General features: G+C 59.3%; 23 protein-coding genes. 2 read left to right on the top strand and 21 right to left on the bottom strand.

Features of this window, described 5'->3' with window-relative positions; genetic code table 11:
* Window position 1 precedes the first annotated feature (1 nt).
* The 21 genes from ACZ46I_RS02945 to ACZ46I_RS02845 all read right to left on the bottom strand — a co-directional run bounded on the left by ACZ46I_RS02945 (window position 2) and on the right by ACZ46I_RS02845 (window position 24,371).
* Window positions 2-544, bottom strand: a complete 543-nt coding sequence (locus tag ACZ46I_RS02945; RefSeq protein WP_464281378.1) for a PulJ/GspJ family protein — start codon at window positions 542-544, stop codon at window positions 2-4.
* Window positions 541-945, bottom strand: coding sequence for a type II secretion system protein (locus tag ACZ46I_RS02940; RefSeq protein WP_013504836.1), 405 nt, complete (start codon window positions 943-945; stop codon window positions 541-543). Before ACZ46I_RS02940 ends, ACZ46I_RS02945 begins: the two co-directional genes overlap by 4 nt.
* 12 nt (window positions 946-957) lie before the next feature.
* Window positions 958-2,064, bottom strand: a complete 1,107-nt coding sequence (locus ACZ46I_RS02935; RefSeq protein WP_464281377.1) for an Ig-like domain-containing protein — start codon at window positions 2,062-2,064, stop codon at window positions 958-960.
* A gap of 49 nt (window positions 2,065-2,113) precedes the next feature.
* Window positions 2,114-2,542, bottom strand: a complete 429-nt coding sequence (locus ACZ46I_RS02930; RefSeq protein WP_464281376.1) for a prepilin-type N-terminal cleavage/methylation domain-containing protein — start codon at window positions 2,540-2,542, stop codon at window positions 2,114-2,116.
* 2 nt (window positions 2,543-2,544) lie between these two features.
* The gene (locus tag ACZ46I_RS02925; RefSeq protein WP_464281375.1) at window positions 2,545-3,804 is read right to left on the bottom strand and encodes a type II secretion system F family protein; all 1,260 of its coding nucleotides are present in this window, start codon (window positions 3,802-3,804) and stop codon (window positions 2,545-2,547) included.
* A 4-nt stretch (window positions 3,805-3,808) separates the two neighbouring features.
* Window positions 3,809-5,626, bottom strand: coding sequence for a GspE/PulE family protein (locus ACZ46I_RS02920; protein WP_013504840.1), 1,818 nt, complete (start codon window positions 5,624-5,626; stop codon window positions 3,809-3,811).
* Window positions 5,626-6,810 (bottom strand): SH3 domain-containing protein, encoded by a 1,185-nt coding sequence (locus ACZ46I_RS02915; RefSeq protein WP_464281374.1) that lies wholly within the window; start codon window positions 6,808-6,810, stop codon window positions 5,626-5,628. The genes ACZ46I_RS02920 and ACZ46I_RS02915 overlap by 1 nt, the downstream gene beginning before the upstream one ends.
* A gap of 2 nt (window positions 6,811-6,812) precedes the next feature.
* Entirely contained in the window at window positions 6,813-8,333 is a 1,521-nt protein-coding gene (locus ACZ46I_RS02910) for a type II secretion system protein GspD (RefSeq protein WP_226508407.1), read from the bottom strand.
* Entirely contained in the window at window positions 8,309-8,629 is a 321-nt protein-coding gene (locus ACZ46I_RS02905; protein ID WP_464281373.1) for a hypothetical protein, read from the bottom strand. Before ACZ46I_RS02905 ends, ACZ46I_RS02910 begins: the two co-directional genes overlap by 25 nt.
* On the bottom strand, window positions 8,626-9,288 hold the full coding sequence (gspM, locus tag ACZ46I_RS02900; protein WP_013504844.1) for a type II secretion system protein GspM: 663 nt from the start codon (window positions 9,286-9,288) through the stop codon (window positions 8,626-8,628). The genes ACZ46I_RS02905 and gspM overlap by 4 nt, the downstream gene beginning before the upstream one ends.
* Window positions 9,285-9,953, bottom strand: a complete 669-nt coding sequence (locus tag ACZ46I_RS02895; protein WP_464281372.1) for a hypothetical protein — start codon at window positions 9,951-9,953, stop codon at window positions 9,285-9,287. Before ACZ46I_RS02895 ends, gspM begins: the two co-directional genes overlap by 4 nt.
* Window positions 9,950-10,849: a hypothetical protein gene (locus ACZ46I_RS02890; protein ID WP_464281371.1), complete on the bottom strand. Its 900-nt coding sequence runs from the start codon at window positions 10,847-10,849 to the stop codon at window positions 9,950-9,952. The genes ACZ46I_RS02895 and ACZ46I_RS02890 overlap by 4 nt, the downstream gene beginning before the upstream one ends.
* Window positions 10,850-11,041: 192 nt before the next feature.
* Window positions 11,042-13,087 (bottom strand): glycoside hydrolase family 57 protein, encoded by a 2,046-nt coding sequence (locus ACZ46I_RS02885; RefSeq protein ID WP_464281370.1) that lies wholly within the window; start codon window positions 13,085-13,087, stop codon window positions 11,042-11,044.
* Window positions 13,088-13,133: 46 nt separating this feature from the next.
* Window positions 13,134-13,976, bottom strand: a complete 843-nt coding sequence (locus ACZ46I_RS02880) for a universal stress protein (RefSeq protein ID WP_464281369.1) — start codon at window positions 13,974-13,976, stop codon at window positions 13,134-13,136.
* Window positions 13,973-16,489: a glycogen/starch/alpha-glucan phosphorylase gene (locus tag ACZ46I_RS02875; protein WP_464281368.1), complete on the bottom strand. Its 2,517-nt coding sequence runs from the start codon at window positions 16,487-16,489 to the stop codon at window positions 13,973-13,975. Before ACZ46I_RS02875 ends, ACZ46I_RS02880 begins: the two co-directional genes overlap by 4 nt.
* A 159-nt stretch (window positions 16,490-16,648) precedes the next feature.
* Complete coding sequence (locus tag ACZ46I_RS02870) at window positions 16,649-17,698, bottom strand: iron-containing alcohol dehydrogenase family protein (RefSeq protein WP_464281367.1); 1,050 nt, start codon at window positions 17,696-17,698, stop codon at window positions 16,649-16,651.
* Window positions 17,695-18,363 carry an HAD-IB family phosphatase gene (locus ACZ46I_RS02865; protein WP_464281366.1) on the bottom strand — a complete coding sequence of 223 codons (669 nt, stop codon included), beginning with the start codon at window positions 18,361-18,363 and terminating at the stop codon, window positions 17,695-17,697. The genes ACZ46I_RS02870 and ACZ46I_RS02865 overlap by 4 nt, the downstream gene beginning before the upstream one ends.
* A 2-nt stretch (window positions 18,364-18,365) precedes the next feature.
* A complete protein-coding gene (locus tag ACZ46I_RS02860) occupies window positions 18,366-18,659 on the bottom strand; it encodes a hypothetical protein (RefSeq protein WP_464281365.1) in 294 nt (97 codons plus the stop codon).
* Between the two features lie 91 nt (window positions 18,660-18,750).
* Window positions 18,751-20,319: a citramalate synthase gene (gene cimA, locus ACZ46I_RS02855; protein ID WP_013504853.1), complete on the bottom strand. Its 1,569-nt coding sequence runs from the start codon at window positions 20,317-20,319 to the stop codon at window positions 18,751-18,753.
* Between the two features lie 683 nt (window positions 20,320-21,002).
* Window positions 21,003-21,869, bottom strand: a complete 867-nt coding sequence (gene galU / locus ACZ46I_RS02850) for a UTP--glucose-1-phosphate uridylyltransferase GalU (RefSeq protein WP_226508415.1) — start codon at window positions 21,867-21,869, stop codon at window positions 21,003-21,005.
* A 66-nt stretch (window positions 21,870-21,935) separates the two neighbouring features.
* Window positions 21,936-24,371: an ATP-dependent Clp protease ATP-binding subunit gene (locus ACZ46I_RS02845; RefSeq protein ID WP_013504888.1), complete on the bottom strand. Its 2,436-nt coding sequence runs from the start codon at window positions 24,369-24,371 to the stop codon at window positions 21,936-21,938.
* Between the two features lie 245 nt (window positions 24,372-24,616).
* Between ACZ46I_RS02845 and nadA the strand changes: the two genes are divergently transcribed.
* Together nadA and ACZ46I_RS02835 are read left to right on the top strand one after the other, a co-directional pair.
* Entirely contained in the window at window positions 24,617-25,537 is a 921-nt protein-coding gene (gene nadA, locus ACZ46I_RS02840; protein WP_464281863.1) for a quinolinate synthase NadA, read from the top strand.
* Complete coding sequence (locus ACZ46I_RS02835) at window positions 25,537-26,211, top strand: M48 family metallopeptidase (RefSeq protein WP_464281364.1); 675 nt, start codon at window positions 25,537-25,539, stop codon at window positions 26,209-26,211. The genes nadA and ACZ46I_RS02835 overlap by 1 nt, the downstream gene beginning before the upstream one ends.
* The last annotated feature ends 16 nt before the right edge of the window (window positions 26,212-26,227 follow it).

Below are 26,227 nucleotides of genomic sequence, written 5' to 3'. Positions count from 1 at the left end.
CTTACAGGTGGCAGGGGTTGGCAGCGGTATTCACGTAGACGCTGGTGCGAAAGGCGCCGTAGGTGGACGATGTCAGGTGCAGCTGAACCAGGTGGGCATTCTGCGGCGCAGCAGCACTGTCTTGCAGTTGAGGGTTTGTGCAGTTTGTTCCAAAGCTCCCGTAGAGAAATGTCGAGCCTGCTTCGAAAACCGCACCCGTGAGCGGATGCCCCGGGTTCGCACAGTTGCCCGTATGCCGCCAGATTCTGCCCTGGTTCAGGCGGAAGCAGACCTCCTGGCTATCGGAACGTCGGGTAAAGCGCACGGTGGTCTGGTCGCTGTTGGTATCGATGGCAAGCGCTCCCCGCAGCTCACGGCTGACGCGCTCCATGGTCATATTGACCTGCATCAGTTCATCGGACATCTGCCGGGCCGTGAAGTAGGCATTGATCGCACTGCCCACCATGGGAGCCGAAGCGGCAGATAGAATGCCGATGATGACCATGGTGAGGATCAGCTCCAGCAGGGAGAAGCCCTGTTCGCGATGGTTTCTGCTGTCGATCATGGCTCCTCCCGTGAGAGGTAGATATCCGTAAAGACCATGGTTGTGTTCACACTGTTCTGACTGATCTGTACTGAAATGTCGCAGTGGTACGCGTTTGCGTCATCGCCATCGGCGTAACAGTTCGCGCTGCCCGCAGTGATGACGCTGTTGTCAAGAGGCTGACAGAGCGGTGTACTCTGGGGGCACCAGCTGGCAAAATCCTGTGTGCTGCCCCGGGCGTAGCTCAGCTCCACCCGTTCCATGGCCAGGTAGGTTCGTCGCAGGATATCGGCATTGGTGGGCGAGCCCTGCAGTACCGGGGCGAATACTCCCAATATGGCCGCAGCGGCCAGTCCGACGACGATGATAAAGACCAGCAACTCGAGAAGGGAGAAGCCGCGCTGGTGTGGTTGCCTGACCATGATGCAGAACTCCTAGGGGGCAAAGCAGAACAGACCATCTGCACTGATAAAACCGTGTTGATAGATGTCCTGGCTGAGCGCCAGGATGTACACACGTTCACTGGGGTCCGCAGGCAGATTTCCTCCGCCATCAAGGCACCCTCGGTCAAGGTAATTCCGATGGTACTGATAGATAAATGCTGAGCTGCCTGCCTGCGAGCCATCGGTCTGTCCGGGAGGGAGTTTATCACTGCCATCAATGCCGTAGATTTCAGAGCCCAGCCTGCTGGCAACCACCAGATAGCGCTGGCTGGCGTATGCTTGCGTGTAAGGGCGCGCAACCGTGAGCTGACTGTCATTGCCGGTATCGGGATCGGCCGCGATAAACCGGATACGGTCGGCCGGTGGGGCGTCGGGAAGCAGGAGGATATCTCCCTGGCGAATTGCGCTCCCTCCGACACCGAGAGTGCTGAACCCCTGGCTGCTGTCGGTGATATCCCCAGTGCTGACATCGGCATTGCCACTGACAAGCACGGTGTCGGTGACGAAGAGGTCGAATCGGGTGTGATCCGGGACAGGATAGCCATCTTCGCGAAAAGCCCGCAGCTCCGCGCTCTGGGCGTGGTAAAACTTGTGCATTGGCAAGGGGGACGTATCGGTAAGCAGGTTGTAGGTTGCCCCTGTGTCAAAGTCCATATGGGCTGCAGCCAGTGGTGGGGTTATGTTTGCCCGGACTTCCAGGGAGGCGGTGGTGCCGTTGATGGTCACGCTGACCAGGGCGGTACCAGTGGCAGAGGAGCGCAGCTTCACGGTGGTGGCTGCGGGGAAGTTCAGGAAAAAGTTCCCATCGCTGGACTGCCCGTTGCTGGTCAGCGGTCTGTCATCCTCAGTGAAAATCTCGCCACGGTTGGTGGTAAACGTCGCTGGCGCGTTGGTAACAGCAGAACGATCGGGGAGCCTGACGGCGCTAATGGTCAGTGTGGCACTCTCATGGCCGTCGGCAGCTATGTGCTTTTTGTCTGTGGAGATGACGATCTGCATATTTTCATTCTGGACGAGTGTCGTGGTATCGGCACTGCCGCAACCTCCTGCAACAAGCAGCAGAAGTGCCAGGCTGAGGAGATATCCCGTTCGATTCATTGCGTATCCTCCATTTGGATGTGTTCTCTGCATTCGTGTGTTGCTTAGCTTAGCTGCATGGTCCCGCTTCCACATAGCCGGTTTCCGGGAAGACGCAGATGCCGCTGTCCGGGGGCAGGTTGATGGTGGGTTCGCCGAAGGTAGCGTCAAAACCCAGAGTACCGCTGAAGCTCAGGCCAGTTGGCTCAAGATCCCGTATCATTTCCCCGTCCGCGAATGCTTCAGCGGTAGCGGTGGCGTTGCGGTACAGGAAAAAACGGTACTCAGGGGGATTGACGCTGAATACCATTTCACCCCGTTCGCAGTTTTCACAGGCCATCACCCGCAGTTGCGCGTAGCGGATATCGCTGACCAGCCTCTGGACCGACACCCCCTGCTCCAGATTCTGGCCTGGCCAGTTCATGATCGCCACTCCACCCAGCACGCCCACGATAATCATGACCAGCAGCAGCTCCAGCAGGGTAAAGCCCCTTTGCATGATCACCTTCCCATGGCGCTGCCCATGCTCCACATGGGCATGAAGATTCCCAGGGCCAGCAGCAGCACCAGCGCCCCCATGAATACCAGCAGTATAGGTTCCAAAGCATCGGAGAGGCGTTTGAGGTCGTAGTCGATGGCCTGATCGTAGAACTCGGCGGTTTCCAGCAGCATGGTGTCGGTGGAGCCGGTCTCCTCGCCAACGGCCATCATCTGCAGCACCATGGGGGTAAAGCGCTTGGTGGCAGCAGCACTGCGGGAGAGGCTTTCGCCGCCTTCAATACTCTGGCGCATCTGATCGATGGATTGGGCGATATACAGATTGCCTACGGAGCGGGATACGGCGGAAAGGGCCTGCAGGGCCGGAACTCCGGCGCTGAGCATCATGGCCAGGGTTCGGCAGAAGCGGGAGAGCACGATGCGCTCGGTCAGCGGCCCTATCAGGGGAATGCTCAGTTTGACACGATCCAGCAGCAGGGCGCCGGAAGGGGTCCGCTGGGAGTATTTCAGGCTGGCATAGGCCAGCAGCGCCATCAGGAGCATCAGCCACCAGTAGTGGGTGAAGGCGTTGGACATGCCGATGAGAAAGCGGGTCGCCAGTGGCAGGTCGCTGCCCATGCGGGCGAACACCTGGGTGAACGCGGGGATGACCATGATGTTGATAACGGTGATGGCCAGTACCATGGCTGAAATGATGACCGTGGGGTAGCGGGTGGCCTGTTTGATGCGTTTCTTGTTGTTCTTGTCCATCTCCAGGTAGGCGGCCACCTGTAAAAAGGCATTATCCAGCTGTCCGGTATTCTCTCCGATATGCACCATATTGATGACGATGGGAGGAAATACCCGGGAATGTACCTGCATGCTGGCCGAAAGCGACATGCCCGACTCCAGCTGGTGGGCCACATCCCGCAGAACCTTCTGCATGGCCTTGCTGTGGCTGGCATCGGCCAGTCCGTGCAGGGTGCGCATCAGGGGCACCCCCGCCTTGATAAGGGCGTACATCTGACGGCAGAACATCAGCAGTTCATCGGGTTTGACCTGGCCTTCGCGGGTGGAAAAATCCCTGGCACTGCGGAAAATTTTCCCGATATCCAGGGAATTTTTTGGCGTACCGGTGCCTGCGGTTCTGGCGGGCAGGATACTGACGGGGGTGATACCCTGGGCCAGCAGCTCTGTGGCGACGGCATCGGCACTGCTGCCTTCCATGACGCCAGTGGCAGGTGATCCGCTGGCGCCGCGGCCGGTATACTCGAAGCTCGGCATGGATTTAGTCTCCTTTCAGGGCCGTCAATTCAGCCATGTGGGGCGTGGGCACCATGGATGGAGCGCTCTGCGTCGCAGAAGGAGGTTCAGCCGAGGGCTCCGGGTGCTCTTCCAGGGAAGCGGAGACCTTAAACACTTCGTCGATAGTGGTTTTTCCGGCCTGGGCCGCATCCAGAGCGCACAGGGCCAGGGGGCAGTAGCGGCTGTCCTCGCGGGCGGCACGGGCAAAGGCCGAGCCGTCGCTTCGGCGCAGGGCATCCATCATGGGCTCATTCATTTCCAGGAGTTCATAGACACCCATGCGGCCGCTGTAACCGGTGTTATTGCACTGGTGGCAGCCCTTGCCCCGGAAGTAGGCAGTCTGTTCGTCAAAGGCTTTGCCGGTCAGGTATTCGATCCAGATCTTCTCCCGTGGGCTGGGCGTGTCGACTTCCTTGCAGTTTTCGCAGATGCAGCGGATCAGGCGCTGGGAGATGATTCCGCGCAGAGCCGTGGCCACCAGGAAGGGTTCAGCGCCCATGTCGATCAGGCGGGTGGCGGTGCTGATGGCATCGTTGGTGTGCAGGGTCGAGAGCACCAGGTGTCCGGTCATGGCCGATCTCAGGCCAATTTCCGCGGTCTCCTGGTCGCGCATTTCCCCTACCAGGAGGATGTCGGGATCCTGGCGCAGGGAAGAGCGCAGGACACGGGCGAAGGTCAGGCCGACTTTGGGGTTGATCTGTACCTGGGTGATGCGGGGCAGGCGATATTCCACTGGATCTTCGGCGGTGATGATCTTGACTTCCGGCGTGTTCAGTTCGCTGAGGGCACCGTAGAGGGTGGTGGTTTTACCGCTTCCGGTGGGGCCGGTGACCAGAATCATGCCGTGTGGCCGCTTTATCAGGGTGCGAAAGCGCTCCAGTATAGCCTCGGGCATGCCGATGCGATCCAGCTGCAGGATCCCCTGGGACTGGTCGAGGATACGCAGGACGACGGTTTCTCCGTACTGGCTGGGCAGGGTGGAAACCCGCACGTCCACCATGTGGCCGCGGATTTTGATGTTGAAGCGTCCATCCTGGGGGATGCGTTTTTCCGATATATCCAGGCCGGACATGATCTTCAGGCGCATGACCAGTGCCGAGTCGATGCGCTGTTTTTTCATGGTCTGCTCATGGAGGATGCCATCGATGCGGTGGCGGATGCGCAGGATGTTTTCGTCGGGTTCAATGTGAATATCCGAGGCCTTGGCCTGAATGGCGTCTTCCAGGATGGACTGCAGCAGGCGTACCACCAGCAGTTCCGAGGTGTTGCGTTTGCCGCCGCCCATCAGGGTTGTCAGGTCGAAATCGCTGGCCCCCTTGAGCTCGTCTTCCAGCTCTTCGGCGATGGAAGAGATGTCCTCCTGACGCCGGTAGACGCTGTCCAGTGAACTGATGAGCTCCGACTCCCGCACCACGGCGGGAAAGACCGGCCGCTTGAGGATGCGCTGCATCTCGTCCATGGCGAAGATATCCATGGGGTCGGCCATGCCGATCAGGAAGCCGTCTGTGCGCTCACTGAGGATAATGGCGCGAAAGCGGCGGGCCAGGGTTTCCGGCAGCTTGCGGGTCTGCTCCTCGCGGAACTTGTAGTGCTTGAGCTCCACAAAGGGGAGTCGGGCTTTTTCCGCCAGCAGGCGCAGAAACTTGTCCTCGCTGACCATGCCACTTTCCACCAGGACATGGCCAAGCTTTTTGCCGGAGCGCTTCTGCTCTTCCAGCGCCTGTCCAAGCTGCTCTTCGGTAATATATCCCGCCTCGGTCAGCAGGTCGCCGATGCGGATTTTGCGGTTCGGGGCACTCATCACCAGACTCCTGGAGGTTCCAGCTGCTGCAGCCGGGTGCGGGCGTACTGGGCCAGCTGCTGGTTTGCCGAACGCACGACACTCTGGTAGAGCTGCCGCGCCTGCGCGGTCTGGCCGTTGAGTTCACCCATGCGCGCTGCGGCGTAGCGGAAGTGTGCGCTGGAAGGGTCGCGCTCCATGGCCTGGAAGTAATGGCGCTGGGCGGCAGCGTATTCTCCCTGCTGCTCGCGGATGGAGCCCAGCAGGAAGGTGAGCATACCGTTGTGATCAGAGGGCAGGTACTGCTGCAGGGAGGACGTGAGCTCATGGAGGGGGCGCTGGCCCTCCAGAAAGCCGATGGCGTAGGAGTAGGCCAGCAGGGCCTTGTGCTCAGGGTGCTGGTCGATAAACGCGTGGGCGTGTCCATCGCGCCCAAGCTGCCCCTGCAGATAGACAATATTGATCAGCAGGCTGCGCGAAGGGTGGCTGTGCTGCACCACATGTTTATAGAGCAGCAGGCTTTCGTAGAGGCGGCCCTGGCGGTAGAACAGGTCGGCTTTGTTCAGGTGTTCCATGCGCTCACGGGGAGCCATGAATTTCGCTGGCGAAGCAGTGACAGCCGTTGTCTCGGGGGCTTGCGCTGGATTTTTGGCCAGTGGGGGCTCTGCCACGGTCGCTGTCATTGGTCCAGAGGTGCTGGTCCCCTGCAGGGTGATATGGGCGGAGTACACAAACCCCCGCTGCTCTTGTGCAAGGCGGATTTCATACCAGGGGGCGTGGAGCCCGTTGGGAATTTCCCTTTCAACAGTTACCAGCTCACCTTGCTCCAGAACCCGTACCACGGAGCCCTGGGCGGAGGGCATGCTGCGCACATTGAGCTGATAGCTCTGAACTTTTCCCGCCACTGGCTGTCGGGGCTCCTGGGGCAGCAGGTGCAGGTATCTGCCAAAAGCGAATCCCTGCTGATTTTCGGTTTGCACCCGATACCAGGTATACCCGGCGTCGCTTTGGAGAGTCTCCATGATGGTGACCTCCTGATGGAGGGCGAGGGTGCCGGTTATGCTATGGGAAGGGCTGGGCCCTGAACGCAGGTTCAGCATATTGGCCGTGGAAACCGCCTGCCGCGGCATATCCGTGGCGGCCTGGGCAGCGGCACAGCTTAAGGCCATAAACAGCAAGGTGGTGAAAATTCCGGGCCGACTCATGGTCATATCTCCACGGAACGGATACGCAGAAAGATCACCAGTTCGCGTCGCTCCTGCACATCGCGACTGCCACGGAAGAGGTGTCCCAGCAGGGGTATGGCGGAAAGGCCGCTTACTTCCTGGGTCTCCCGACGGGTCGAGGTGGAGATAAGCCCGCCGATGACCACCATGTCGTTATCCTGCACGCGGATGATCGTGCCCGCTTCCTTCATGTTGACCACCGGTGCCGAAACGATCAGGTCGCCGCTGCTGTCAGTCTGCTGATCGATCTCTTCGAAGTTGGTGGAGACGGGAATCACCGTGAGCAGAATGGAGCCATCGGGGGCGATGACCGGAGTTACACCCATGGAGATGCCCGACAGCACATCGCGGCGATCGTAGGTTTCAATGCGGTTGATCTGGCCGCCGACTTCACTGTAGTCCACCCGCTTGGTCCAGAAAGGGGTTATGCGGCCGGAGGAGATAATAGCCGTCTGGCTGTTCATGACCCGGATACGGGGATTGGAAAGGGCTTCCAGGTTGCCGGCATTGCGCATGACCTGCAGCATCCCCGTGAAATTGTTACGGGTGTACTGGACGACACCAGTGGCCATATCGCCGCCGGGCAGGCCGAAGGAACCACCTGTTGCCTGGCCGATGGTGCCAACTCCACTGCCAGCGCTGAAGGCGTTGGTCCAGTCAATACCCAGGGAGTGGCTGTCGTTGAGCACCACTTCAAAGATCTGGGCTTCGATGAGCACCTGTTTGAAGGAGTGTTCCAGGATTCGTTCCAGCATCAGTTCGATATTCTGCACATTGGGGTGGTGATCAGTGACGTTCAGAACACCGCTGAAGCGGTTGAGAACATAGCGCCCCTCCTCAGAAAGGAGTTTTTCCACATTCTCCTGGATGTGCAGGGAGAAGTCGTTCATCTCTTCGGGATTGTCGTAGCGCATGGAGAACTCGCCACGGTAGTTGGCACCGGTGCCGCTGCCTCCCAGCACGTCACCACCAAGATTTGACACAAATGATGATCGCGTATTGACATAGGGGATATTGAAGGTTCTGGTGACAAAGCGGTGAACATGGAGGGTCTGCCCGCGCAGCTGATAGTAGCAGCCGCTGATGTCCATGATAATTTCCAGCGCTTCTTCCACGGGAGTGCGGTCAAGGGTCAGGCTCAGGGGGAAAGCCTGGGGTACTCCCTGATGGAAAACCACATTGAGGCCAGCGTCTTCCGCCACCGTGGCCAGTACCTCCCGCAGCGGAGCATCAAAAAGCTGCAGCGATACCGGTGGCGCGCCGTCAAAGGGCGATATCGTCTGGTAGGGCGAGGGGATGACCAGAGGCGGCAGCTCCTGGGGGCTGACGGGACGGGGAGACTCGCTTTGGGCAAAGGAGTCATCAAAGCTGGGCATCGCGCCCTGGCGCTGGGAAGGCAGTTCTGGGGGCGGACCGCCGGGGCGCTGGGCGGCGCAGCCAGCGATAGCCATGAGGAATACGAAGATGACGAGTGCTCTTAACGCTTTACCGGAATATTCCATCGGTGCCCCCTGATATTTTCCATGGTGATATGGGTCGTATCTATACTGATGATGTGGCCGTTATCGAAGAAGTCGCCTACCTGGTAGCGCTTGCCGTTGATCATGGCCCATGACTGATGTCCGATGAAGACGAAGTCGACGGCCTTGGGCTGGCTTGTCTTGTCCTGAGTCTCAAGGGCTGCCGGTGCCTGTTCCGTGGGTTTCCAGGGTCGGGTGGGATCACTCAGGTGTCGGGCCCAGGTGGTGGCGCACAGGCACAGAACCAGCAGCATGGGCCAGAAAAGACGTGTTGTCATACGCCGATCCATTTCTGCTGGGTGCCGATGGTGTAGATTTCCAGATAGATGATGGCTTCGGGATGGTCGGTGACCTGGTACTCGATGGTGTGCCAGATGAAGTGCCATGGCAGCTCTTCCACTGTCTCCAGGTATCGCAGCAGACTCATGTAGGTGCCCTTGAGCTCCATGCGCAGACCGTGGCGATAGGTGCGGGTCGCGCGGGAGCTGACTTCCTGAGCAGCAGGGTGAAAGGGTGCGCCGGCAATACTCTCCAGGCGCAGCAGGGTGATGTCGTTCTGGCGGGCCAGCAGGTCGCGCAGCAGTACCGGCATTTTCCGTGGTTCCACCATATGCTCCATGGCGTGCTGAATGCGCTCTTCCAGGAGCCGGGACTGCTGGGTGAGTTCACTGGCCCTGGTCCGCAGGGCGTGGTCTGGATCGTTCATATGCGCCTGACGGACCTGCTGCGCCTGTTGCTCCATATGGGCCGCATTGGCCAGGAGATCGCGGGATTGCTGGCGGTTCTGCTCAATGCGCTGCTGGAGAGGTTTTGCCATGCCGGTGTGCCAGGCCAACAGCAGAACGAGAACCAGAACCGCTAATACCATGGCCCGTTCCCGGGGGGTACGCTGGTCAAGGCGCTGTGCCAGGTCGCTGAGGTTGCGGAGTATCTTCATGGCGTCTCTCCCTGGGAACGCATCTGGAATCGCTGCAATGGTGTCATGTTGGTGAGGCTCAGAATCCGGGAGGGCCGGGGTGTCCCAAGGGTGAACTGCGCGATGGCTGGATCATGCTGGCTGCGTTCCATGGAGAAGGCTTCAAAATCCAGACCCCGAAAAATCTCCTCACGGGAGTAGGCGGTCAGCAGCAATGGCATTTTGCCAGGGTCGAGGGTCTCTCCCCGCAGGGCCATCTGCCGGCCTCCGTCGTAGAGATAAATCTGGGTCAGCCACACCTGGGGAACGGTCTGGCGGGCCATGGCGGAAAGGAAGGGGGAGAATCCCCTTGCGCCAGAGTCGATGTCCAGGGTCAGGGCGCTGATCAGACTGTTCTGATAGGCGATGGTCTTTTCCAGCTGGGCAATGCGTTCGGGCAACTGGGCATCCGGTTGGGGTTTTGGATACTGGGTGAGGTAAGCTATCAGCTTCTGCTCTGCTCCCTGTACTGCTGCCTGGGCCTTCAACAGTTCCGCACGGCTTTGCTGAAGGGAGAACGCTTGCAGCAGACTGATGCACAGCAATGTCAGCAGAGCCAGTCCGGCTATCACGGCGATACGCCTGGCAGGGAAGGCGATGGGTTTGGGCCTGAACTGCTCCTGGTAGAGATTTATCTCCTGTCTCATGCCTGCTCCCGTTGGCGCAGTGCTCCGCCAATGGCGCGAATGCAGCGCTGTTGAAGTTTCAGGGGCCAGGGTTCACTTGCCTGCAGAAAGTGGTTCAGTTGCATGACTTCGACGGGAATGCCCAGGCGCTCCTGCAGGAACTCCAGGGGGAGGTCGGCGTCCAGGGGAGTGAAGTGCAGTCTGGCTATGCTGCCCTTGCCAAGCTGGCTTTCATAGTAATCAAGTGAGCGCTGAAGTTCCAGCAGCAGGGCTTCCGCAGGGCTGTCCACCGTCTGGAAAAAGGCGAAGTTGGGATCCACCTCGCGGGGTTCGGCCTGGTCTGGCTGCAGGGAGAGCAAGCCATTTTCGATACGGCGGCTCAGGTAGAGGGCTTCTTTTTCCATAAGGTTGATAGTTCCCCCTTCGTCTTCCACCCGCACAATGCCGAATCCCTGCTGTCGCTGGGGGAGCAGCAGGCCGATGTTGCGCAGGGCCATTTCGCCAATATCTATAGCCTGCAGGTGCAGCCCGCAGTACTTGATGGCCTCTGCCTTCTCCTCAATGGTTTTGCGGTGGGCCACCACTACATACACCATCTGCATGCGGCCCCGGAACGCGTCGGCGGGAAGGGGGATGACCTCCAGCACGGCTTCTGACATGGGTATCTGCACCAGATCCTTGATGCGCCAGCGCAGTGCCTCAGCCAGCTCGCCGTCAGGAATTTCTTCGGGCCGGTCAAGAAAAAGCAACTGGTACTGGCTGGGGTGAAGGACAACGGAACAGGGCCTGCCCTGCAGGGCGTGGTGTTGCACATGTTCACGGAGCAGCTGTACCTGCTGTTTCTGGGGTGACTCCAGGAAGGCACAATGGGTGAGCCGGTTTGTTTCGGATTTGTGTTCAATTTCGGCAACTGACACGCCTTGTGGCGAAAATTCTGTTGCAAAAAGTGACTGGGAGTCAGCTTGTTTTTTGAAAAAGAAGCTTTGAAGCAATGAGACACTCCGGAGCGATAGTTCGCTAAAATGTTACAATTGATATTCGCACAAGAACGAACATAAGTGCAACTGTTTTTTCGCGTCGTTCCAAGGAGGGTGGGGCGATACTGATTTTCAGACCACCCAGTTCTTCAGCAGCAGATCCTGCCCTTTTTCCAGAAATGCCGGCCCGTGGGGTGGCGTGCGCTCAATTTCCCCATGGCTGCTGTGGTGGATAAAGGTAAGGGTGAAATGCGTGTCGCCGTCTGCGTGCTGCTCCAGGGCCTGGGTGGGGATGGCAATCTCCACCTCGTTTTCCACCGCACTGTGGATATGCGGCTGGCTGGTGTGTCCACCGGTGTGAAAAGGGATGGTGGCGTAGGCGGTGGTGCCTGCCAGCAACTCCAGGCTGTGGGAGGCATCCTGCGGGATCTCATGACACAGCACTTTCAGGTAGAGGGTCTGGCCATCGGCAGCGTAGCCGTACTGCAGCCCCCGGATATTCTGCTTGCGATGCATGCTCTGGTTGGCGCGCAGGTCGATGTAACCAGCGCCCAGCCAGGAGAAAAATGAGTCGGTCCTGCCGTCCACAATGGGATGAATGGCGCTGGTGGGTGCCTTGTGGGGGCTTTTGAATCTCTGTTGCCGTATGGGGGTGAACAGGTTGGATGGCGGATTCTGGTCCAGGCTGCGGTAGACGGTGATCAGGTGTTCGCGGAAGAGCAGATCGAACAGATCCTTCAGCTCGCTGTGCTGGTCATCGCCCAGCCACCAGAACCAGTCGCTGCCCTGGGCGGCCATGATGGCCTCCCAGGCCTTGGCGTTGCGCTGGTCGGGATCATTTTTCCCCAGAAACAGGCGCGTGGCGTTGAGCAGCTCCCAGGCACGATTTTTTTCGTGATGGCCCGCCCAGGTGGAAAATGACGCATAGATCCAGGAGCCGGAGTGCAGCCTGGGCAGGGGCCTGGCCTCGTGGTGCTCCAGGCACTCCGAGATGGTGGCGGGCTTCAGGAGAGGGTGCTGACGCAGCTGCTGGTAAAGGCTGCTGAGAAAGTATCTGCCATCTTCGGCGTAATGCTCCCAGGCATTTTCGCCATCAAGGAATATGGGGATAATGCCGCCATCGGGCAGCGTATCGGCAATGCGCTCCAGACGGCCAATCAGGTCGTGGGCCGCATCGGTCTGGTTCCAGGCGCTGTAGTTGAAGCCCACCAGATCGCTCAGCTCCCGGTCGCGGAACAGCAGCCTGACCCCTTCGTGCGCATAGACCTGATAGATATCCCGCCGCTCCAGGTGCCCCAGGCTGCGCCCCAGAATCTCCTCATCGGTGCAGATCCACTGAACCCCTTCCTGGTGGAACAGGCGGGCGACCTCCGGGCTGACACTGCCTTCGGAGGGCCAGAAGCCCTGGATGGCAAAGCCCAGTTTCTCCATGTACTCTCTGGCCATGCGCACCTGCTGAGTCGCGTCCTTGGCGAAAAGCTCATTGGCAATGGCGGGAAAGGTGCTGCCTGGCATGGCTTCCCGTGCCCGTTCCATGTTGATGAGCAGGGGCAGGATCGGGTGGTAGAAGGGGGTGGCGCTGATCTCAATCAGGCCGTCGGCAACCGCCTGACGATAGGCGGGGATGATGCGTGCCACAAACTCCAGCTGCAGGGCCATAAGCCGCTGTTTATCCTGGTGGGTGAAGTGGCGGCCCTTGCGCACCAGCTCCGCCACCAGCGGCTCCTTCTTCAGCTCATTGCCGCTCCAGGCCAGCAGGAACAGCACCTGCAGGTCGAGGATCTCATCGGCGTTGAAGTTATCCCGCCCCGCTTTCTTGCGTTCCAGGAATTCCCGGTAGCGCGGCAGCGGCCCGATCATGTGCCGCTCGTTGGCGTAGAAGAGGTAGCGCAGCAGCAGAGGCCGTTCCTCGTCATTCAGCAGGCCCGGATCGCGGGCGATCAGCTCCAGGATCTTGTCGTGGGCCTGGCCGCTGGCGTAGTCCTCCAGCTGCTTGAGCAGGGAGGGAACCAGGTTGAAGGTACAGGGACAGCCATTGTGGGTCGCCAGGTGGAGCATGTCGTAATAATCTTTGATGGCGTGCAGGAACACCCAGGGCATTTCGTAGCGCCCCGAAACGGGGTCACGGTAGTAGGGCTGGTGCATGTGCCAGAGGATGGCGACGTGGACGGTTTTCATAGGTGCTCCCTTACGCTTGGCAAGCTGATAAAATGATGGCGTGTGCTCAGAAGGCCCGCACCGCCGCCACATCACATTCCACCCCCTTCAGCAGGCTTTCGGCCACGCTGCCCAGCAGGGCGTGGGCGATGCCCCTGCGACCATGGGTTCCCACCACCAGCAGATCGGCTTTGAAGCGGCCGAGCTCCTCCTTGATGACCTGCAGTGGCTGTCCTGGCTGTACGCGCAGGTTCAGGGGGCGTGTGGAAATATCAAAAGTAGAAATAAAGGTGCGCAGTTCGTCGTGGATAATCTGGCGCATTTCCCGCTCGTGGCGGTCGCCGGGGGACTGCATGCTTTCATCGCCCACCATGAAGGCGGAAAAGGGGGGCTCGAAGGCGTGGGTCAGGCAGTATTCGGCCGTGGGGAAGCTGTGCAGGGCGAACTCCACCGCCCGACGCGAGTGGGGCGAAAAGTCCACCGCGATGAGGATGCGTGAGTAGGTGTTTTTCGGTGGTTGCTTGGTTATAAAGAGCGGGCGATCGCCATGGCGCAGCAGTCGCTCAATGGTGGAGCCGCGCAGCATATCCATAAAGGTGGTTTCCCGGTGGCGGCCGACGACGATGCAGGCGGCTTCGTGCTCCTGGGCGTACTGGCGGATGGTGCTGCTGCCTCGTCCCTGCACAATGTCAATGGGGGTGCCGGCGGGCTTTTCAAGCCCGGCCAGTGCCTGCTCAATGACGCCAACTGCCTCCTCCTGCAGGCTCTCCCTGATGCTTGTTGGCAGCTCTTCGTCCACCACATGCAGGATGCGCAGGGGCAGGCGCATCTGGCTGGCCAGGTAGATGCCACGCTGCAGCGCCAGGTTGCCCCGTTCTGAAAGGTCGGTGGCGGCAACTATGCTTTTCACGCGTCCTCCCCGGGCAGCGGGCAGTTGCCGTTGAAGTCAGCCCTGCTCAGCGGCTCCACTTTCCAGATATCGCGGGCGTAGTCACCGATGGAGCGATCGCTGGAGAATTTTCCCATATTGATGCTGTTGATGATACTGCGCCTGGTCCACTCATCCTGGTCCAGGTAGAGCTTATCCACCGCTTCCTGGGTGGCGGCGTAGTCGGCGTAGTCGGCCAGCAGCATGTAGTGGTCGCCACCTTCCAGCAGCGAATGCAGCAGGGGCTGGAATATTCCCGGTTCTTCAGGGTTGAAGAAGTTGTCGCGGATCATATCCAGGGTCTCGCGCAGGGCAGGATTCTGGTGATAGCAGTCCCAGGGGTTATGTCCGCTGCGACGCTTTTCGGCAACCTCTTCGGCTTTCAGGCCGAAAATGAAGATGTTGTCGCGGCCGACTTCCTCCATGATCTCCACATTGGCGCCGTCCAGGGTGCCGATGGTGAGGGCCCCGTTGAGGGCGAATTTCATATTCCCGGTTCCCGAAGCCTCCATGCCGGCAGTGGATATCTGCTCGGAAAGGTCGGCGGCGGGGATGATCTTTTCCGCCTGGGAGACGCAGTAGTTGGAGAGAAAGATGACCTTGAGCTTGTTGTCGATGCTCTGGTCGTTGTTGACCACCTCGGCTACCGAATTGATAAGCTTGATGACCAGCTTGGCAGCCACATAGCTGGGGGCGGCCTTGCCGCCGAAGAAAACGGTGCGCGGCACTGTGACCGACGACGGGTCTTTGCGCAGGCGGTTGTAGAGAGAGATGACATAGATGATATTGAGCAGTTGACGCTTGTATTCGTGGATGCGCTTCACCTGGACATCAAAGAGGGAGCTTTCGTCGATGTTGATGCCGGTCTTGCGCAGCACATAGCGCAGCAGGCGCTGCTTGTTCTCTTTTTTCACCTTGCGCCACGCCTCCCGGAAGGCGGGGTCATCCACCATGGGGGCCAGCTTCTTCATCTCATCCAGATGGGTGATCCAGCCAGTGCCGATGTGCTGGCTGATCAGAGCGGCCAGCCCGGGATTCGCCTGCAAGAGCCAGCGGCGGGGGGTGATGCCGTTGGTGACATTTTTGATTTTGCCGGGGAACAGCTCCACGAATTCAGGGAAGACGCGCTCCTGCAGCAGGCGGCTGTGGAGGGCGGATACGCCGTTGACCGTATGGCTGCCCACAATGGCCAGGTGGGCCATGCGTACGCGCCGTTCCGGATGCTCCTGGATGATGGAGAGTTTTTCCAGCAGGTCATCGCGGCCGGGGAAATGCTGACGAACCTTGGCCAGAAAGTGGCGGTTGATTTCCAGGATGATCTCCATATGGCGGGGCAGCACCCGGCCCAGCAGGGCGGCCGGCCAGGTTTCCAGGGCTTCGGGCAGCAGGGTGTGGTTGGTGTAGGCGAAGGTGCGCACGCATACGTCCCAGGCCTCGTTCCACTCCAGATGTTCCTGGTCGATGAGCAGGCGCATGAATTCGGCCACGGCGATGGAGGGGTGGGTATCGTTGAGCTGAACGGCCACGTGGTCGGGGAACTCGCTCCAGCAGGCGATATGCTTCTTATGGCGGCGCAGAATATCCTGGAAGGTGGCGGAGACAAAGAAGTACTGCTGGCGCAGTCGCAGCTCGCGTCCCTGATCCACACTGTCATTGGGGTAGAGAACCTTGGAGATGGTCTCGCTGTGAATGCGGTCTTCCACCGCGCCCACATAGTTGCCCATGTTGAAGAACTCCAGGTTGAACTCGCGGCTGGACTTGGCAGCCCACAGGCGCATGTTGATGACATGGCCGTTGTCGTAACCGGGAATCAGGGTGTCGCAGGCCATGGCCATGATATTATCGGTACCTACCCAGCGGAAGCTGGTTTTGCCATTTTCGTCCTGGTACGCCTCGGTGTGCCCGCCAAACTGAACCTCATAGAGATTTTCCGGTCGCTCGAATTCCCAGGGGTTCCCGTTGCGCAGCCAGTTGTCGCATTTTTCAATCTGGTGGCCATTGGAGAGGGTCTGGAAGAAGATGCCGTAATCGTAGCGGATGCCGTAGCCGTGGCCGGGAATCTGCAGAGCGGCCATGGAGTCCAGGAAGCACGAAGCCAGGCGACCCAGGCCGCCATTGCCAAGGCCGGCATCCCATTCCAGCTCGGACAGATCCTCCAGGTCAAAGCCGAATTCGGCCACCGCCTGACGGCTGCACTGATCCATATTCAGATTGTAGATGTTGTTTTTCAGGAAGCGCCCCGGCAGAAACTCCAGGGAGAGGTAGTAGACCCGCTTGGCCTTGGACTCGTGGTAACGCCGCTGGGTATAGATCCAGCGATCCACCATGCGATCGCGCACGGCATATGCCAGTGCCTTGTAGTAGGGGTAGGGACGGGGTGGATCGTAGTCATTGCCCAGCGAGGAGATCACGTGGCGTTGGATATCGTTCTTCAGGCTGTCCTTGTCATCGGATTGGCACAAGGGTTTGTAAGTGGAGACGGGTCGCGACGGCATGGAATCACCTCCGGCGTGATCGCTGAGTTATATGGCAGACCATATGATGGAAATAATGAAGTATAGCTGGGTTAGAGTCAGGTGGCAAGCAGGGAAACGCCAGGATGAGCCGGGGTGGCGCAACAAAATACACTTTCAACCGAGGAATGTAGCTTCTTGCTACACGAAGCAGGCGCGCAGCCAGGGGTCATGCTCCAGCAAGTGGGCGATTTCCGGCCACCAGTCACGCTGGGAGAGAATGGTATGGAAATTTGGCTTGATACGGGGTGCCAGGGCTATTGCCTCCTGCCACTGCTGGCGGTTCAGGCCACTGCTGGCGGCGCTTTCCCAGAAGCCGGTATGCTCAAAGAGCCCGGCCAGGGCGCACAGGTGTTCGTTGCGTTGGAGGTGAGCCACAATATAGGTGGCCACACCCACCTGAATGCCATGCAGGTGCTGTTGGGGAGCCATGCGATCCAGGGCGTGGCTGATGAGGTGCTCACTGCCGCTGGCCGGGCGCGACGAGCCGCAGATTTCCATGGCAATACCGCTCTGCATCAGGGCAGTGCCCAGCAGGCGCACTCCCTGCAGGTCGTGGGCAGGACGCGCCAGAAACTGGAAAACAGTGGCATCGGAAAGCAGAGCCGCAAAATCGTTCACTTTTTCGCCCGTCGTGTGGAAGGCCAGCTTCCAGTCGCGCACCGCCGTCAGCTTGGCTGACAGGTCGCCGACGCCGGAGTGCCACAGCTGGCGGGGAGCGCCCAGGCAGACCTGGGTGTCGATGATGACTCCGAAGGGCATGGTGGCATTCAGAGAGCGTTTCGCTCCCCTGAGCAGCAGGCTGACTGCCGGGCTGGCAAAGCTGTCGTTGGAAAGGGATGTGGGGACACTCAGGTAGGGTTTCCGGGCCAGGGCAGCCGCGAATTTGGCCACATCCAGGGCCTTGCCTCCCCCAAAGCCAATGATCGCGTCTGCCTGTGACGGCAGGGCCGCAAAGATATCGCGAGCCTCGTCGAAGTCAGGCTCCGCGGCCTCCTGTCTGAAGAGGATGTGAATATCGGCGCTTTCCAGGGAGCTTTTCAGCGCCGCCGTCAGAGCAGTGGGCAGGTCGGCGCTCATGACGATGGCCACGCGACCGAATCCCTGGCGTTGACAGTAGATACCCAGCCGCTCCAGGGCTCCGGGTTTGATGCGTACCAGGCCGGGAATGGTGATGCTGGTGCTGCTCACGTGGGTTGTGCTGCCGAATCGGGCAGGTGGGTGACCACCTCGGCCCAGCGTTCAAAGGGAAGAAAACCCTCCTGGCGGCGGGTCAGCTCCTCGGCCAGCCAGCCGCGGGCAAAGCGCAGGTGAGGGGGAGCCAGCAGCGCTGGTTTCAGATCGGGTCGTCCGTCTCCGGCGAAGGCGATGGTGCAGCCGCGTTCCAGGTAGTGACGGGCGATGGCTTCCTTGTCGACGCCCGTTGTCTGGCAGGTGAAAAACTCGCCTGCGGGAAGCGTCATCCTCAGTCCATGGGATGGGCTGAAGGTGCCCGGATTGGCATAGAGGGTCGGGTTTACCTGGTGCTGACTCAGCAGGCGCTGGATATACCAGGCGCAACCAGCCGAAGCGATGACCAGCTGCCAGCGGTTCTGCTCCAGCTGTCCGCAGCAGCGGGCCAGCTCTGGTTCCGGCTCCATGGCGCGCAGCAGCTCATCCATCTGATCCAGGCTGATACGCAGTTCAGCGAAGGTGCGCGCCAGGGCCTCAAAGTGCCCCAGGCGGCCATCCTCGTAGGCCTGCCACCAGCGCCCGCACTCAGCGGGAAGCTGTTCCAGGGCGACGCGGAAGAAGTCGCGCCGGGTGATGGTGCCATCGAAATCGCTGATAAATATGTGCTCCGGGGAGGTCTTCACGGCTACTTCTGCCACTTTTCCCATGGTTTGCGGTACACGGGCTTGTTGGGGATTTCCTTGTTGAAAAAAAACTTGCGCACAAAGAGGATAAGAGTCACTGGCCAGAACAGTCCGAGGGCCAGGCTGAGAAAGAGAGCCATGCCCACATCGGTGCGCCCCTGGCGCAGGGAGTAGACCAGGGCAAAGACAGCCGTAATTCCGGCCAGGATCAGGTAGATGGTGGTATATGTGCCCAGCTGGACGCCTATGGCTTCCAGCTGCTCGGCAACGCGTTCTTCTTCGGCAGTGTTGGGCATGGGGGCCTTCCTGGAGAGTTTTTCGGAAAAGCTTCAGGCTGGAGCACGAAAAGCGCCCCAGCCTGAAGGGAAATATCCTGTTGTGGTCGGATCAGATTTTTTCTTTATACAACTTATAGCGGATGGAGTCCACCAGTGCCAGGTAGGATGCACGAATGATGTCGCAGTGGACGCCCACCGTTGACCAAGTGCTTTTGCCATCGGTGGATTCAATCAGGACACGGGTCTTGGCCTTGGTGCCCACGGTAGTGTTCAGGATGCGCACCTTGTAATCCACCAGGGTGACCTCGTCCAGGATGGGGTAGAATTGAATCAGCGCCTTGCGCAGGGCGCTGTTGAGGGCGTCTACCGGACCATCGCCCATGGCAGCCGTGTGATAGACCTCATTGTTGGGAGCTTCCAGGCGCACTGTGGCCTCGCTGATGGGCTCGGCGTCCTGCTCGCGCCGCTCGTCTACCACACGGTAGCCGCGCAGCTTGAAGTACTCGGGCAGGTTGCCACGGGACTTCTGCAGCAGCAGTTCCATACTGGCTTCGGCTCCTTCGTAGGCGTAACCCTGATTCTCCAGATCCTTGATCTTCTGCACCACTTCCTGGACGCTGGGGTCGTTCATATCGATATCCAGCCCCATCTCCTCGATCTTGTACTGGATATTGGAGCGGCCACTGAGGTCGCTGACCAGCACGCGGCGCTTGTTGCCCACCACCTCGGGGGCAATATGCTCGTAGGTTTCGGGATTCTTGAGAATGGCGGAAACGTGGATACCGCCCTTGTGGGCAAAGGCGCTCTTACCCGTGTAGGGCTGGTTCTTCCACTCACCCAGGTTGGCCAGCTCCCGCACCGAATGGCTCAGGTGGTTGAGCTTGCGCAGACCCTGATCGCTGACACAGTCAAGGCCCATCTTCAGCTTCAGGTTCGGGATGATGCTGATGAGATTGGCATTGCCGCAGCGCTCGCCAAACCCGTTGATAGTGCCCTGCACCTGGGTGATACCGTGCTTCACCGCCGTGATGGAGTTGGCCACCGCCAGCTCGCTGTCGTTGTGGCAGTGGATGCCCAGGGGCACGCTGATGTGCTTCTTTACTTCCTCGATGATCGCCCCCAGCTCAAAGGGCAGCGTGCCGCCGTTGGTATCGCACAGCACGATGGTCTCGGCCCCACCGCGCTGGGCCGCCAGCAGAGTCTTGATGGCGTATTCCGGATTGGCCTTGTAGCCGTCAAAGAAGTGCTCGGCGTCGTAGAAGACCTCCTCCACATTCTTCTTCAGGTAGGCCAGGGAGTCCTCGATGATCTCCAGATTCTGCTCCAGGCTGATCTGCAGTGCCGTGGTCACATGGAAATCCCATGTTTTGCCAAAAATGCAGGCCACCGGAGCCTGACTCTCCAGCAGCGCCTGGATGTTGGGATCCTCCTCGCACGTCAGTTTGGCACGACGGGTGGAACCGAAAGCGCTGATGCGGGCATTCTTCAGGTTAAGCTTCTTTACCGCGTGGAAGAACTCAATATCCTTGGGGTTGGAGCCGGGCCAGCCGCCTTCAATATAGTGAATACCGAAGTCGTCAAGCAGCTGAGCCACATGCAATTTATCTTCAACCGTGAAGGAGATATCCTCCGACTGGGTGCCATCACGCAGGGTTGTGTCGTAAAGTTTTACGTCCATGGTGTTCCCTCTTTGAAAAGTTATGATTTCTGTAGTTCAGGAGAGTTACCACAGGCAGGAGTGAATATCAATGACTAAGGCAAACGCCGTTACATTTTACTGGCAGGTTGTGGGGGATTTAAGCCTCCACTGATTATGCGGATGAGCGCAGATAACGGCAAATACAGAAAGGCAGTTCCTCACGCCAAGCTGCAAAGACGCCAAGACACCCCACGGTGAGCTGCGGGAAATCCCGCAAATGTCCGCTTCTTTTTCCGCTTGCGCGCTCACAAAGATGGGGATTTACCACGAGAGGCTTGAAAAGAGGAAAGGCATATTATCCGCAGATTTCGCAGATGAACGCAGATAATGGCAAATGCAGAAAGGCAGTTTCTCACGCCAAGTTCGCAAAGACGCCAAGGAAAGGCAATGCCGCAGTGGAAAAGTTTCCACTGCGGCTACAATTCAGAAAAGGCGATTTGCTTGCAACATGACAGCAACGTTGCCCTTTATGTTAGCTTGCTCTGATTTCTTCACTTGTGCCTTGTCCAGGATGAGTGATCTGCGTCCCCAGTGAGCGCAGCGAACAGGCGAGAGGCACTGCCTGTCACTCCCATTCTTCTTTGTGCCTTGGTGCCCTTTGTGTGAGACCCTGCCTTTTTCCCTTCCAACTCCCGCGTCGCAGATGGGGGGCAGCGGCCTGGCTACAGCTTCAGGCTCCGAATAAACTCTCCCAGTGGCTCGCCGAATTCCGGGTGCATCAGGGCCAGTTCCACGGTGGCTTTCAGATATTCCAGCTTGTCGCCGCAGTCGTAGCGTTTGCCTTCAAAGAGGTAGGCGTAGATGTCCTGCTGGTGGCCAAGTGCCTTGATGGCGTCGGTCAGCTGGATTTCGCCGCCCCGGCCGGCGCGGGTCTGCTCCAGTATGGGGAATATCTCCGGGGTCAGGATGTAGCGGCCGATAATGGCAAGGTCGCTGGGGGCTTCGGCCACGGGGGGTTTTTCCACCATGTCGCTGACTTTAAAGGTGCGTGGGGCGATTTCGCTGGCGGCTACGCAGCCGTAGGAGGAGATCTGCTGCATGGGGACTTTTTCTACTGCCAGCACGGATGCCTGGTAGCGGTTAAACTGCTCCACCAGCTGGCCGATGCCGGGGGTGGAGGGGGTGCGGATGATGTCGTCGCCCAGCATAACGGCAAAGGGCTCGTTGCCCACGAGGTTTTTGGCGGTCAGGACGGCGTGTCCCAGGCCCAGGGCTTCTTTCTGGCGTACATAGGCTATTTCCACCATGTCGGTGATATCCCTGACCATCTTGAGGAGTTCGGTTTTGCCGGACTCCTGCAGCTGGGTTTCCAGGCGGTAGTCCTTGTCGAAGTGGTCTTCAATGGGGCGCTTGGTGCGACCGGTGACGAAGATGATCTGCTCGATTCCCGAGGCCACGGCTTCTTCCACTACATACTGAATCAAGGGCTTGTCCAGCAGGGGCAGCATCTCCTTGGGCATGGCCTTGGTGGCGGGCAGAAAGCGGGTGCCAAGGCCCGCAACGGGTAAAACGGCTTTGCGTACTTTCATCGTGGGTTTACTCCTTCAGGCGCATTCAGGATAGTTGTTGCAATCATGTCTTTTCTCTGCCGTACCCTACTTGAACTTCACCTGGTCATTTTCCACGGTGATTTTCAGGTTTTTGCGGTTTTTGAATTTTCCCCGCAGCAGTTCTTCGGCCAGGGTGTCTTCCACGAATTTCTGCATGACCCGCTTGAGGGGTCTGGCGCCGTAGATTTTGTCGTAGCCCTTCTGCAGCAGGAAGTCGCAGGCTTCGTCGGTCAGCTGCAGGCGCAGCTGGCGATCCTTGAGGCGTCGGTTCATGGTTTCCAGCAGCAGGTGCAGGATCTGACGCAGGTGGCTCTCTTCCAGGGGGTGGAAGACGACGATTTCGTCGATGCGGTTGATGAGTTCGGGGCTGAAGATGCGGCGCACTTCACCCATGACGTTTTCCTTCATGCGGTCGAAGTCGATGACGCTGTGGGAGCGGGTGGCGTCCTTGCCGAAGCCCATCTGCTTGTCGGCTCCAATCATGCGGGCTCCGGCGTTGGAGGTCATGATGATGATGGTGTTGCGGAAATCCACCACGTGGCCGTAGGAGTCGGTCAGGCGGCCATCGTCGAAGATCTGCAGCAGGATGTTGAAGATTTCGGGGTGGGCTTTTTCGATTTCATCCAGCAGGATGACGCTGTAGGGGCGGCGGCGCACTTTTTCTGTCAGCTGGCCTCCTTCTTCGTAGCCCACGTAGCCCGGAGGCGCGCCTACCAGGCGGGAGACGGAGTGTTTCTCCATGTATTCGCTCATGTCGAAGCGCACCAGGGCGTCTTCATTGTCGAAGAGGTGTTCGGCCAGGGATTTGGCCAGTTCGGTTTTGCCCACGCCAGTGGGGCCGAGGAAGAGGAAGGCGCCGATGGGCTTGGTGGCAGACTGCAGGCCGACGCGGCTGCGGCGGATGGCCTTGGCCACGGCTTTGACGCCTTCGTCCTGCCCCACCATGCGCTTGTGCAGCTCGTCTTCCAGGGAGAGCAGCTTCTGGGTTTCCCGCTCCTGGAGTTTTTGCAGGGGGATGCCGGTCATGAGTGAGACGACGCTGGCGATGTCCTCTTCACCGATCACGGGTTCAATCTTCTCCTGCTCCTTCTTCCACTCCAGTTTCTCCTTCTCCAGCCGGATAATGAGTTTTTCCTGCTCGTCACGCAGTTTGGCGGCGGTTTCGAAGTCCTGCTTGCCGATGGCGTCCTTCTGCTCTTCGCGCAGTTGCTGGGAGCGGCTCTCCATCTTCTTGAGGTTGTCGGGCAGGATGACCTTGTAGATGCGGGCGCGGGCGCAGGCTTCGTCTATGACGTCTATGGCCTTGTCGGGCAGGAACTTGTTGGTGATATAGCGGGTGGAAAGGCTGATGGCGGCCACGATGGCGGGATCGGTGATGCGCACGTGGTGGTGTTTTTCGTAGCGCTCCCGCAGCCCCTTGAGGATTTCCACGGTGTCGTCGTCGGAGGGTTCGCTGACCAGTACCGTCTGAAAGCGTCGCTCCAGGGGGGCGTCCTTTTCAAAGTACTTGCGATATTCGGCCAGGGTGGTGGCGCCGATGCACTGGATTTCGCCACGGGAGAGGCTGGGTTTGAGCATGTTGGAGGCGTCGATGGAGCCTTCGGCCGCGCCGGCGCCGATCAGGGTATGGATTTCATCAATGAAGATGATGACATTGTCGTTTTCGGTGATCTCGCGCATGATATTTTTCATGCGCTCTTCAAACTGGCCCCGGTACTTGGTGCCAGCCACCAGCATGCCCAGATTCAGGCTGATAAGGCGTTTGCTGGCGAGAATTTCGGGGATATCCCGGCTGGCGATGCGCTGGGCCAGGCCTTCGGCGATGGCGGTTTTGCCGACGCCGGGCTCGCCAATGAGCACAGGGTTGTTTTTGGTGCGGCGGCACAGCACCTGGATGACCCGCTCGATGACGCTGTCGCGGCCGATCACGGGATCAAGTCGGCCTTCGGCGGCCAGTTTGGTGAGGTCGCGGCCAAATTCATCCAGGGTGGGTGTGGGGGCCTTGCGGGACTGGATGGTGCGGTTCATGCTGTCCAGGTCGGGACGACCGGCGATGACGCGGTTGATCTCTTCGCGGATATGGGGCAGCGAGAGGCCCATGGCGCTGAGGATATCGTAGGCTTTGCCTTTCTGTTCGCGCATCAGGCCGATGAGAATATGTTCGTCGGCCACATAGTTCTGATTGGTGAGTTTGGCCTCTTCCACCGCGTACTCCAGTACCTTCTTGGACTGGGCGCTGAAGGGGATGTCGGCATCCATGATGGTGTTGCGGCCGATGGGCAGGTATTTTTCTATCTCCAGCTTCAGGATGTTGATGTTGATGCCCATGCGCTTGATGACATTGACGCCGATGCCGCCGTTGTCCTTGATGATGCCCAGCAGCAGGTGTTCGGTGGATATGGAGCCCTGCTGCAGGCGCGCGGCCTCCTGGCGGGCAATGATAATGATACGCCTGGCTCTTTCGGTGAACTGCTCGAACATACCCTGTCTCCTGTTGTGAAGTGCCGTTGCCAGCCAAATGGGAGTATACCCTGCGGGACGACAGTGTCAACTGATTCGGGGATCTGTGCTGGTGCCTCCCTTGTCAAGGGGTGGCACATGGGGTATAACTTGCTGCTGGAAAACGGGCGTCGCCCCTGCCCGGTCGTGTCTGCTCCAGGTGCCCGCATGGCCGCCTGAAACCTTGCGGGGCCCCATGAAAACATACGGGAGTTATACCTATGACCATGTCCATACAGGAAAAACAGCAGCGGGTCCGTGAACTGCTCAAGGAGCGAAACGCCGTCCTGCTGGCGCACTACTATCAGCGCGATGAAGTGCAGGCCATTGCCGACTTTGCCGGCGACAGCCTTGGCCTCTCCATCGAAGCTACCAGAACCGACGCTCCGGTGATCGTCTTCGCCGGAGTGCACTTCATGGCAGAAAGCGTCTACATCCTCTCCCCTGAAAAAACCGTGATTCTGCCCGCCATACAGGCCGGCTGCCCCATGGCCGACATGATCACCAAGGAGAAACTGCTGGCCCTCAGGGATGAATATCCCGGCTATACCGTGGTCTGCTATGTGAACAGCTCGGCGGAAGTGAAGGCGTACTCCGATATCTGCTGCACCTCGGGCAATATGCTGAAGGTCATCGAGAGTATTGAAAACGACAAGATCCTCATGATTCCCGATAAGAACCTGGCCAAGTTTGCAGCGCGCCACTTTCCCGAAAAGGATATCAAGTGGTACAGCGGCTACTGCCCTACCCACGATCGCGTCAACGCGGCCGATGTGGAAGAGGTCAAGGCCCTGTATCCCGACGCCGAGGTGATTGCCCACCCCGAGTGCGCGCCGGAAGTGCTGACCCTGGCCGACCACATCTGCTCCACCAGCGGCATGTCCCCCTACGCCCGGCAGAGCAGTGCGCGGGAATTCATCATCGCCACCGAGATGGGAGTGCTGTACCAGCTGCGCAAGGATAATCCCGACAAGAAGTTTTATATTGCTTCGCGCCGCCTGCTCTGCCCCAACATGAAGATGACTACTCTGGACAGCATCATCCGCTCCCTGGAAACCATGGAGAACATCATCACGGTCCCCGAGGAGATACGCCTGAAGGCGCGGGCGGCGGTGGAAAAGATGATCGCTATCCCCCGCAACGCCTGATGCGCTCCGAGCACCTGACCATCTCGCGCCACCGTGGCGCACGTTGTATCAGGGCTCGCGTTTCCCCCGAGGGCATTCGCGTTACCGCGCCCGTGCGGACGCCAGCCGCCGCCATTGATCTCTTCGTGCAGACCCACTGGAACCACTTGCAGCAAACCTTCGAAGAACTCAGCCGCCATATGCGTCACATCACCTGGGAGCCCGGCTCCCAGGTGCCCTATCTTGGACAGTGGTACGAGCTGGAACGCTCTTGCGGCGCCTGCCTGCGTGGCAGCGTGGGGATTCGCGCGGAGAAACTGGTGGTGATTCCCGCCCTCGGTGGGAACCGGAGCCTGGGAGAGCAGGTGGCCGCCTGGTATCGCCAGCAGGCCAAAAGCCATATATTCGGGCGCTGCAGCCACTACGCCCGTGAAATGGGCGTGAGCTATGAAGCCATCCGGGTCAAGGACCAGTCCACCCGCTGGGGCAGCTGCTCCTCGCGGGGCAACCTGAACTTCAACTGGAAGCTGGTCACCATGCCGCCTTTTGTGCTGGATTACGTGGTCGTCCACGAACTGGCCCACCGCAGACACCTCAACCACGGCGCCGAATTCTGGGCCCTGGTTCAGCGCCACAGCTCCCGGGTGGAAGAAGCCCGGGCCTATCTGAAGTCCTATAATCTGGTGTTCGCGTAGCCCTGCTGAAATTTCT

It is taken from the genome of Desulfurispirillum alkaliphilum, from assembly GCF_055378285.1.
The sequence above is the reverse complement of the archived record's forward strand: the minus strand, read 5'-3'. Positions and strand labels throughout refer to the sequence as shown.

Excerpts from the sequence above, each read along its gene's own strand:
- ACZ46I_RS02945 (WP_464281378.1), bottom strand. The coding sequence starts at position 544 with ATGATCGACAGCAGAAACCATCGCGAACAGGGCTTCTCCCTGCTGGAG.
- ACZ46I_RS02940 (WP_013504836.1), bottom strand. The coding sequence starts at position 945 with ATGGTCAGGCAACCACACCAGCGCGGCTTCTCCCTTCTCGAGTTGCTG.
- ACZ46I_RS02935 (WP_464281377.1), bottom strand. The coding sequence starts at position 2,064 with ATGAATCGAACGGGATATCTCCTCAGCCTGGCACTTCTGCTGCTTGTT.
- ACZ46I_RS02930 (WP_464281376.1), bottom strand. The coding sequence starts at position 2,542 with ATGCAAAGGGGCTTTACCCTGCTGGAGCTGCTGCTGGTCATGATTATC.
- ACZ46I_RS02925 (WP_464281375.1), bottom strand. The coding sequence starts at position 3,804 with ATGCCGAGCTTCGAGTATACCGGCCGCGGCGCCAGCGGATCACCTGCC.
- ACZ46I_RS02920 (WP_013504840.1), bottom strand. The coding sequence starts at position 5,626 with ATGAGTGCCCCGAACCGCAAAATCCGCATCGGCGACCTGCTGACCGAG.
- ACZ46I_RS02915 (WP_464281374.1), bottom strand. The coding sequence starts at position 6,810 with ATGAGTCGGCCCGGAATTTTCACCACCTTGCTGTTTATGGCCTTAAGC.
- ACZ46I_RS02910 (WP_226508407.1), bottom strand. The coding sequence starts at position 8,333 with ATGGAATATTCCGGTAAAGCGTTAAGAGCACTCGTCATCTTCGTATTC.
- ACZ46I_RS02905 (WP_464281373.1), bottom strand. The coding sequence starts at position 8,629 with ATGACAACACGTCTTTTCTGGCCCATGCTGCTGGTTCTGTGCCTGTGC.
- gspM (WP_013504844.1), bottom strand. The coding sequence starts at position 9,288 with ATGAAGATACTCCGCAACCTCAGCGACCTGGCACAGCGCCTTGACCAG.
- ACZ46I_RS02895 (WP_464281372.1), bottom strand. The coding sequence starts at position 9,953 with ATGAGACAGGAGATAAATCTCTACCAGGAGCAGTTCAGGCCCAAACCC.
- ACZ46I_RS02885 (WP_464281370.1), bottom strand. The coding sequence starts at position 13,087 with ATGAAAACCGTCCACGTCGCCATCCTCTGGCACATGCACCAGCCCTAC.
- ACZ46I_RS02875 (WP_464281368.1), bottom strand. The coding sequence starts at position 16,489 with ATGCCGTCGCGACCCGTCTCCACTTACAAACCCTTGTGCCAATCCGAT.
- ACZ46I_RS02860 (WP_464281365.1), bottom strand. The coding sequence starts at position 18,659 with ATGCCCAACACTGCCGAAGAAGAACGCGTTGCCGAGCAGCTGGAAGCC.
- cimA (WP_013504853.1), bottom strand. The coding sequence starts at position 20,319 with ATGGACGTAAAACTTTACGACACAACCCTGCGTGATGGCACCCAGTCG.
- galU (WP_226508415.1), bottom strand. The coding sequence starts at position 21,869 with ATGAAAGTACGCAAAGCCGTTTTACCCGTTGCGGGCCTTGGCACCCGC.
- ACZ46I_RS02845 (WP_013504888.1), bottom strand. The coding sequence starts at position 24,371 with ATGTTCGAGCAGTTCACCGAAAGAGCCAGGCGTATCATTATCATTGCC.
- nadA (WP_464281863.1), top strand. The coding sequence starts at position 24,617 with ATGTCCATACAGGAAAAACAGCAGCGGGTCCGTGAACTGCTCAAGGAG.
- ACZ46I_RS02835 (WP_464281364.1), top strand. The coding sequence starts at position 25,537 with ATGCGCTCCGAGCACCTGACCATCTCGCGCCACCGTGGCGCACGTTGT.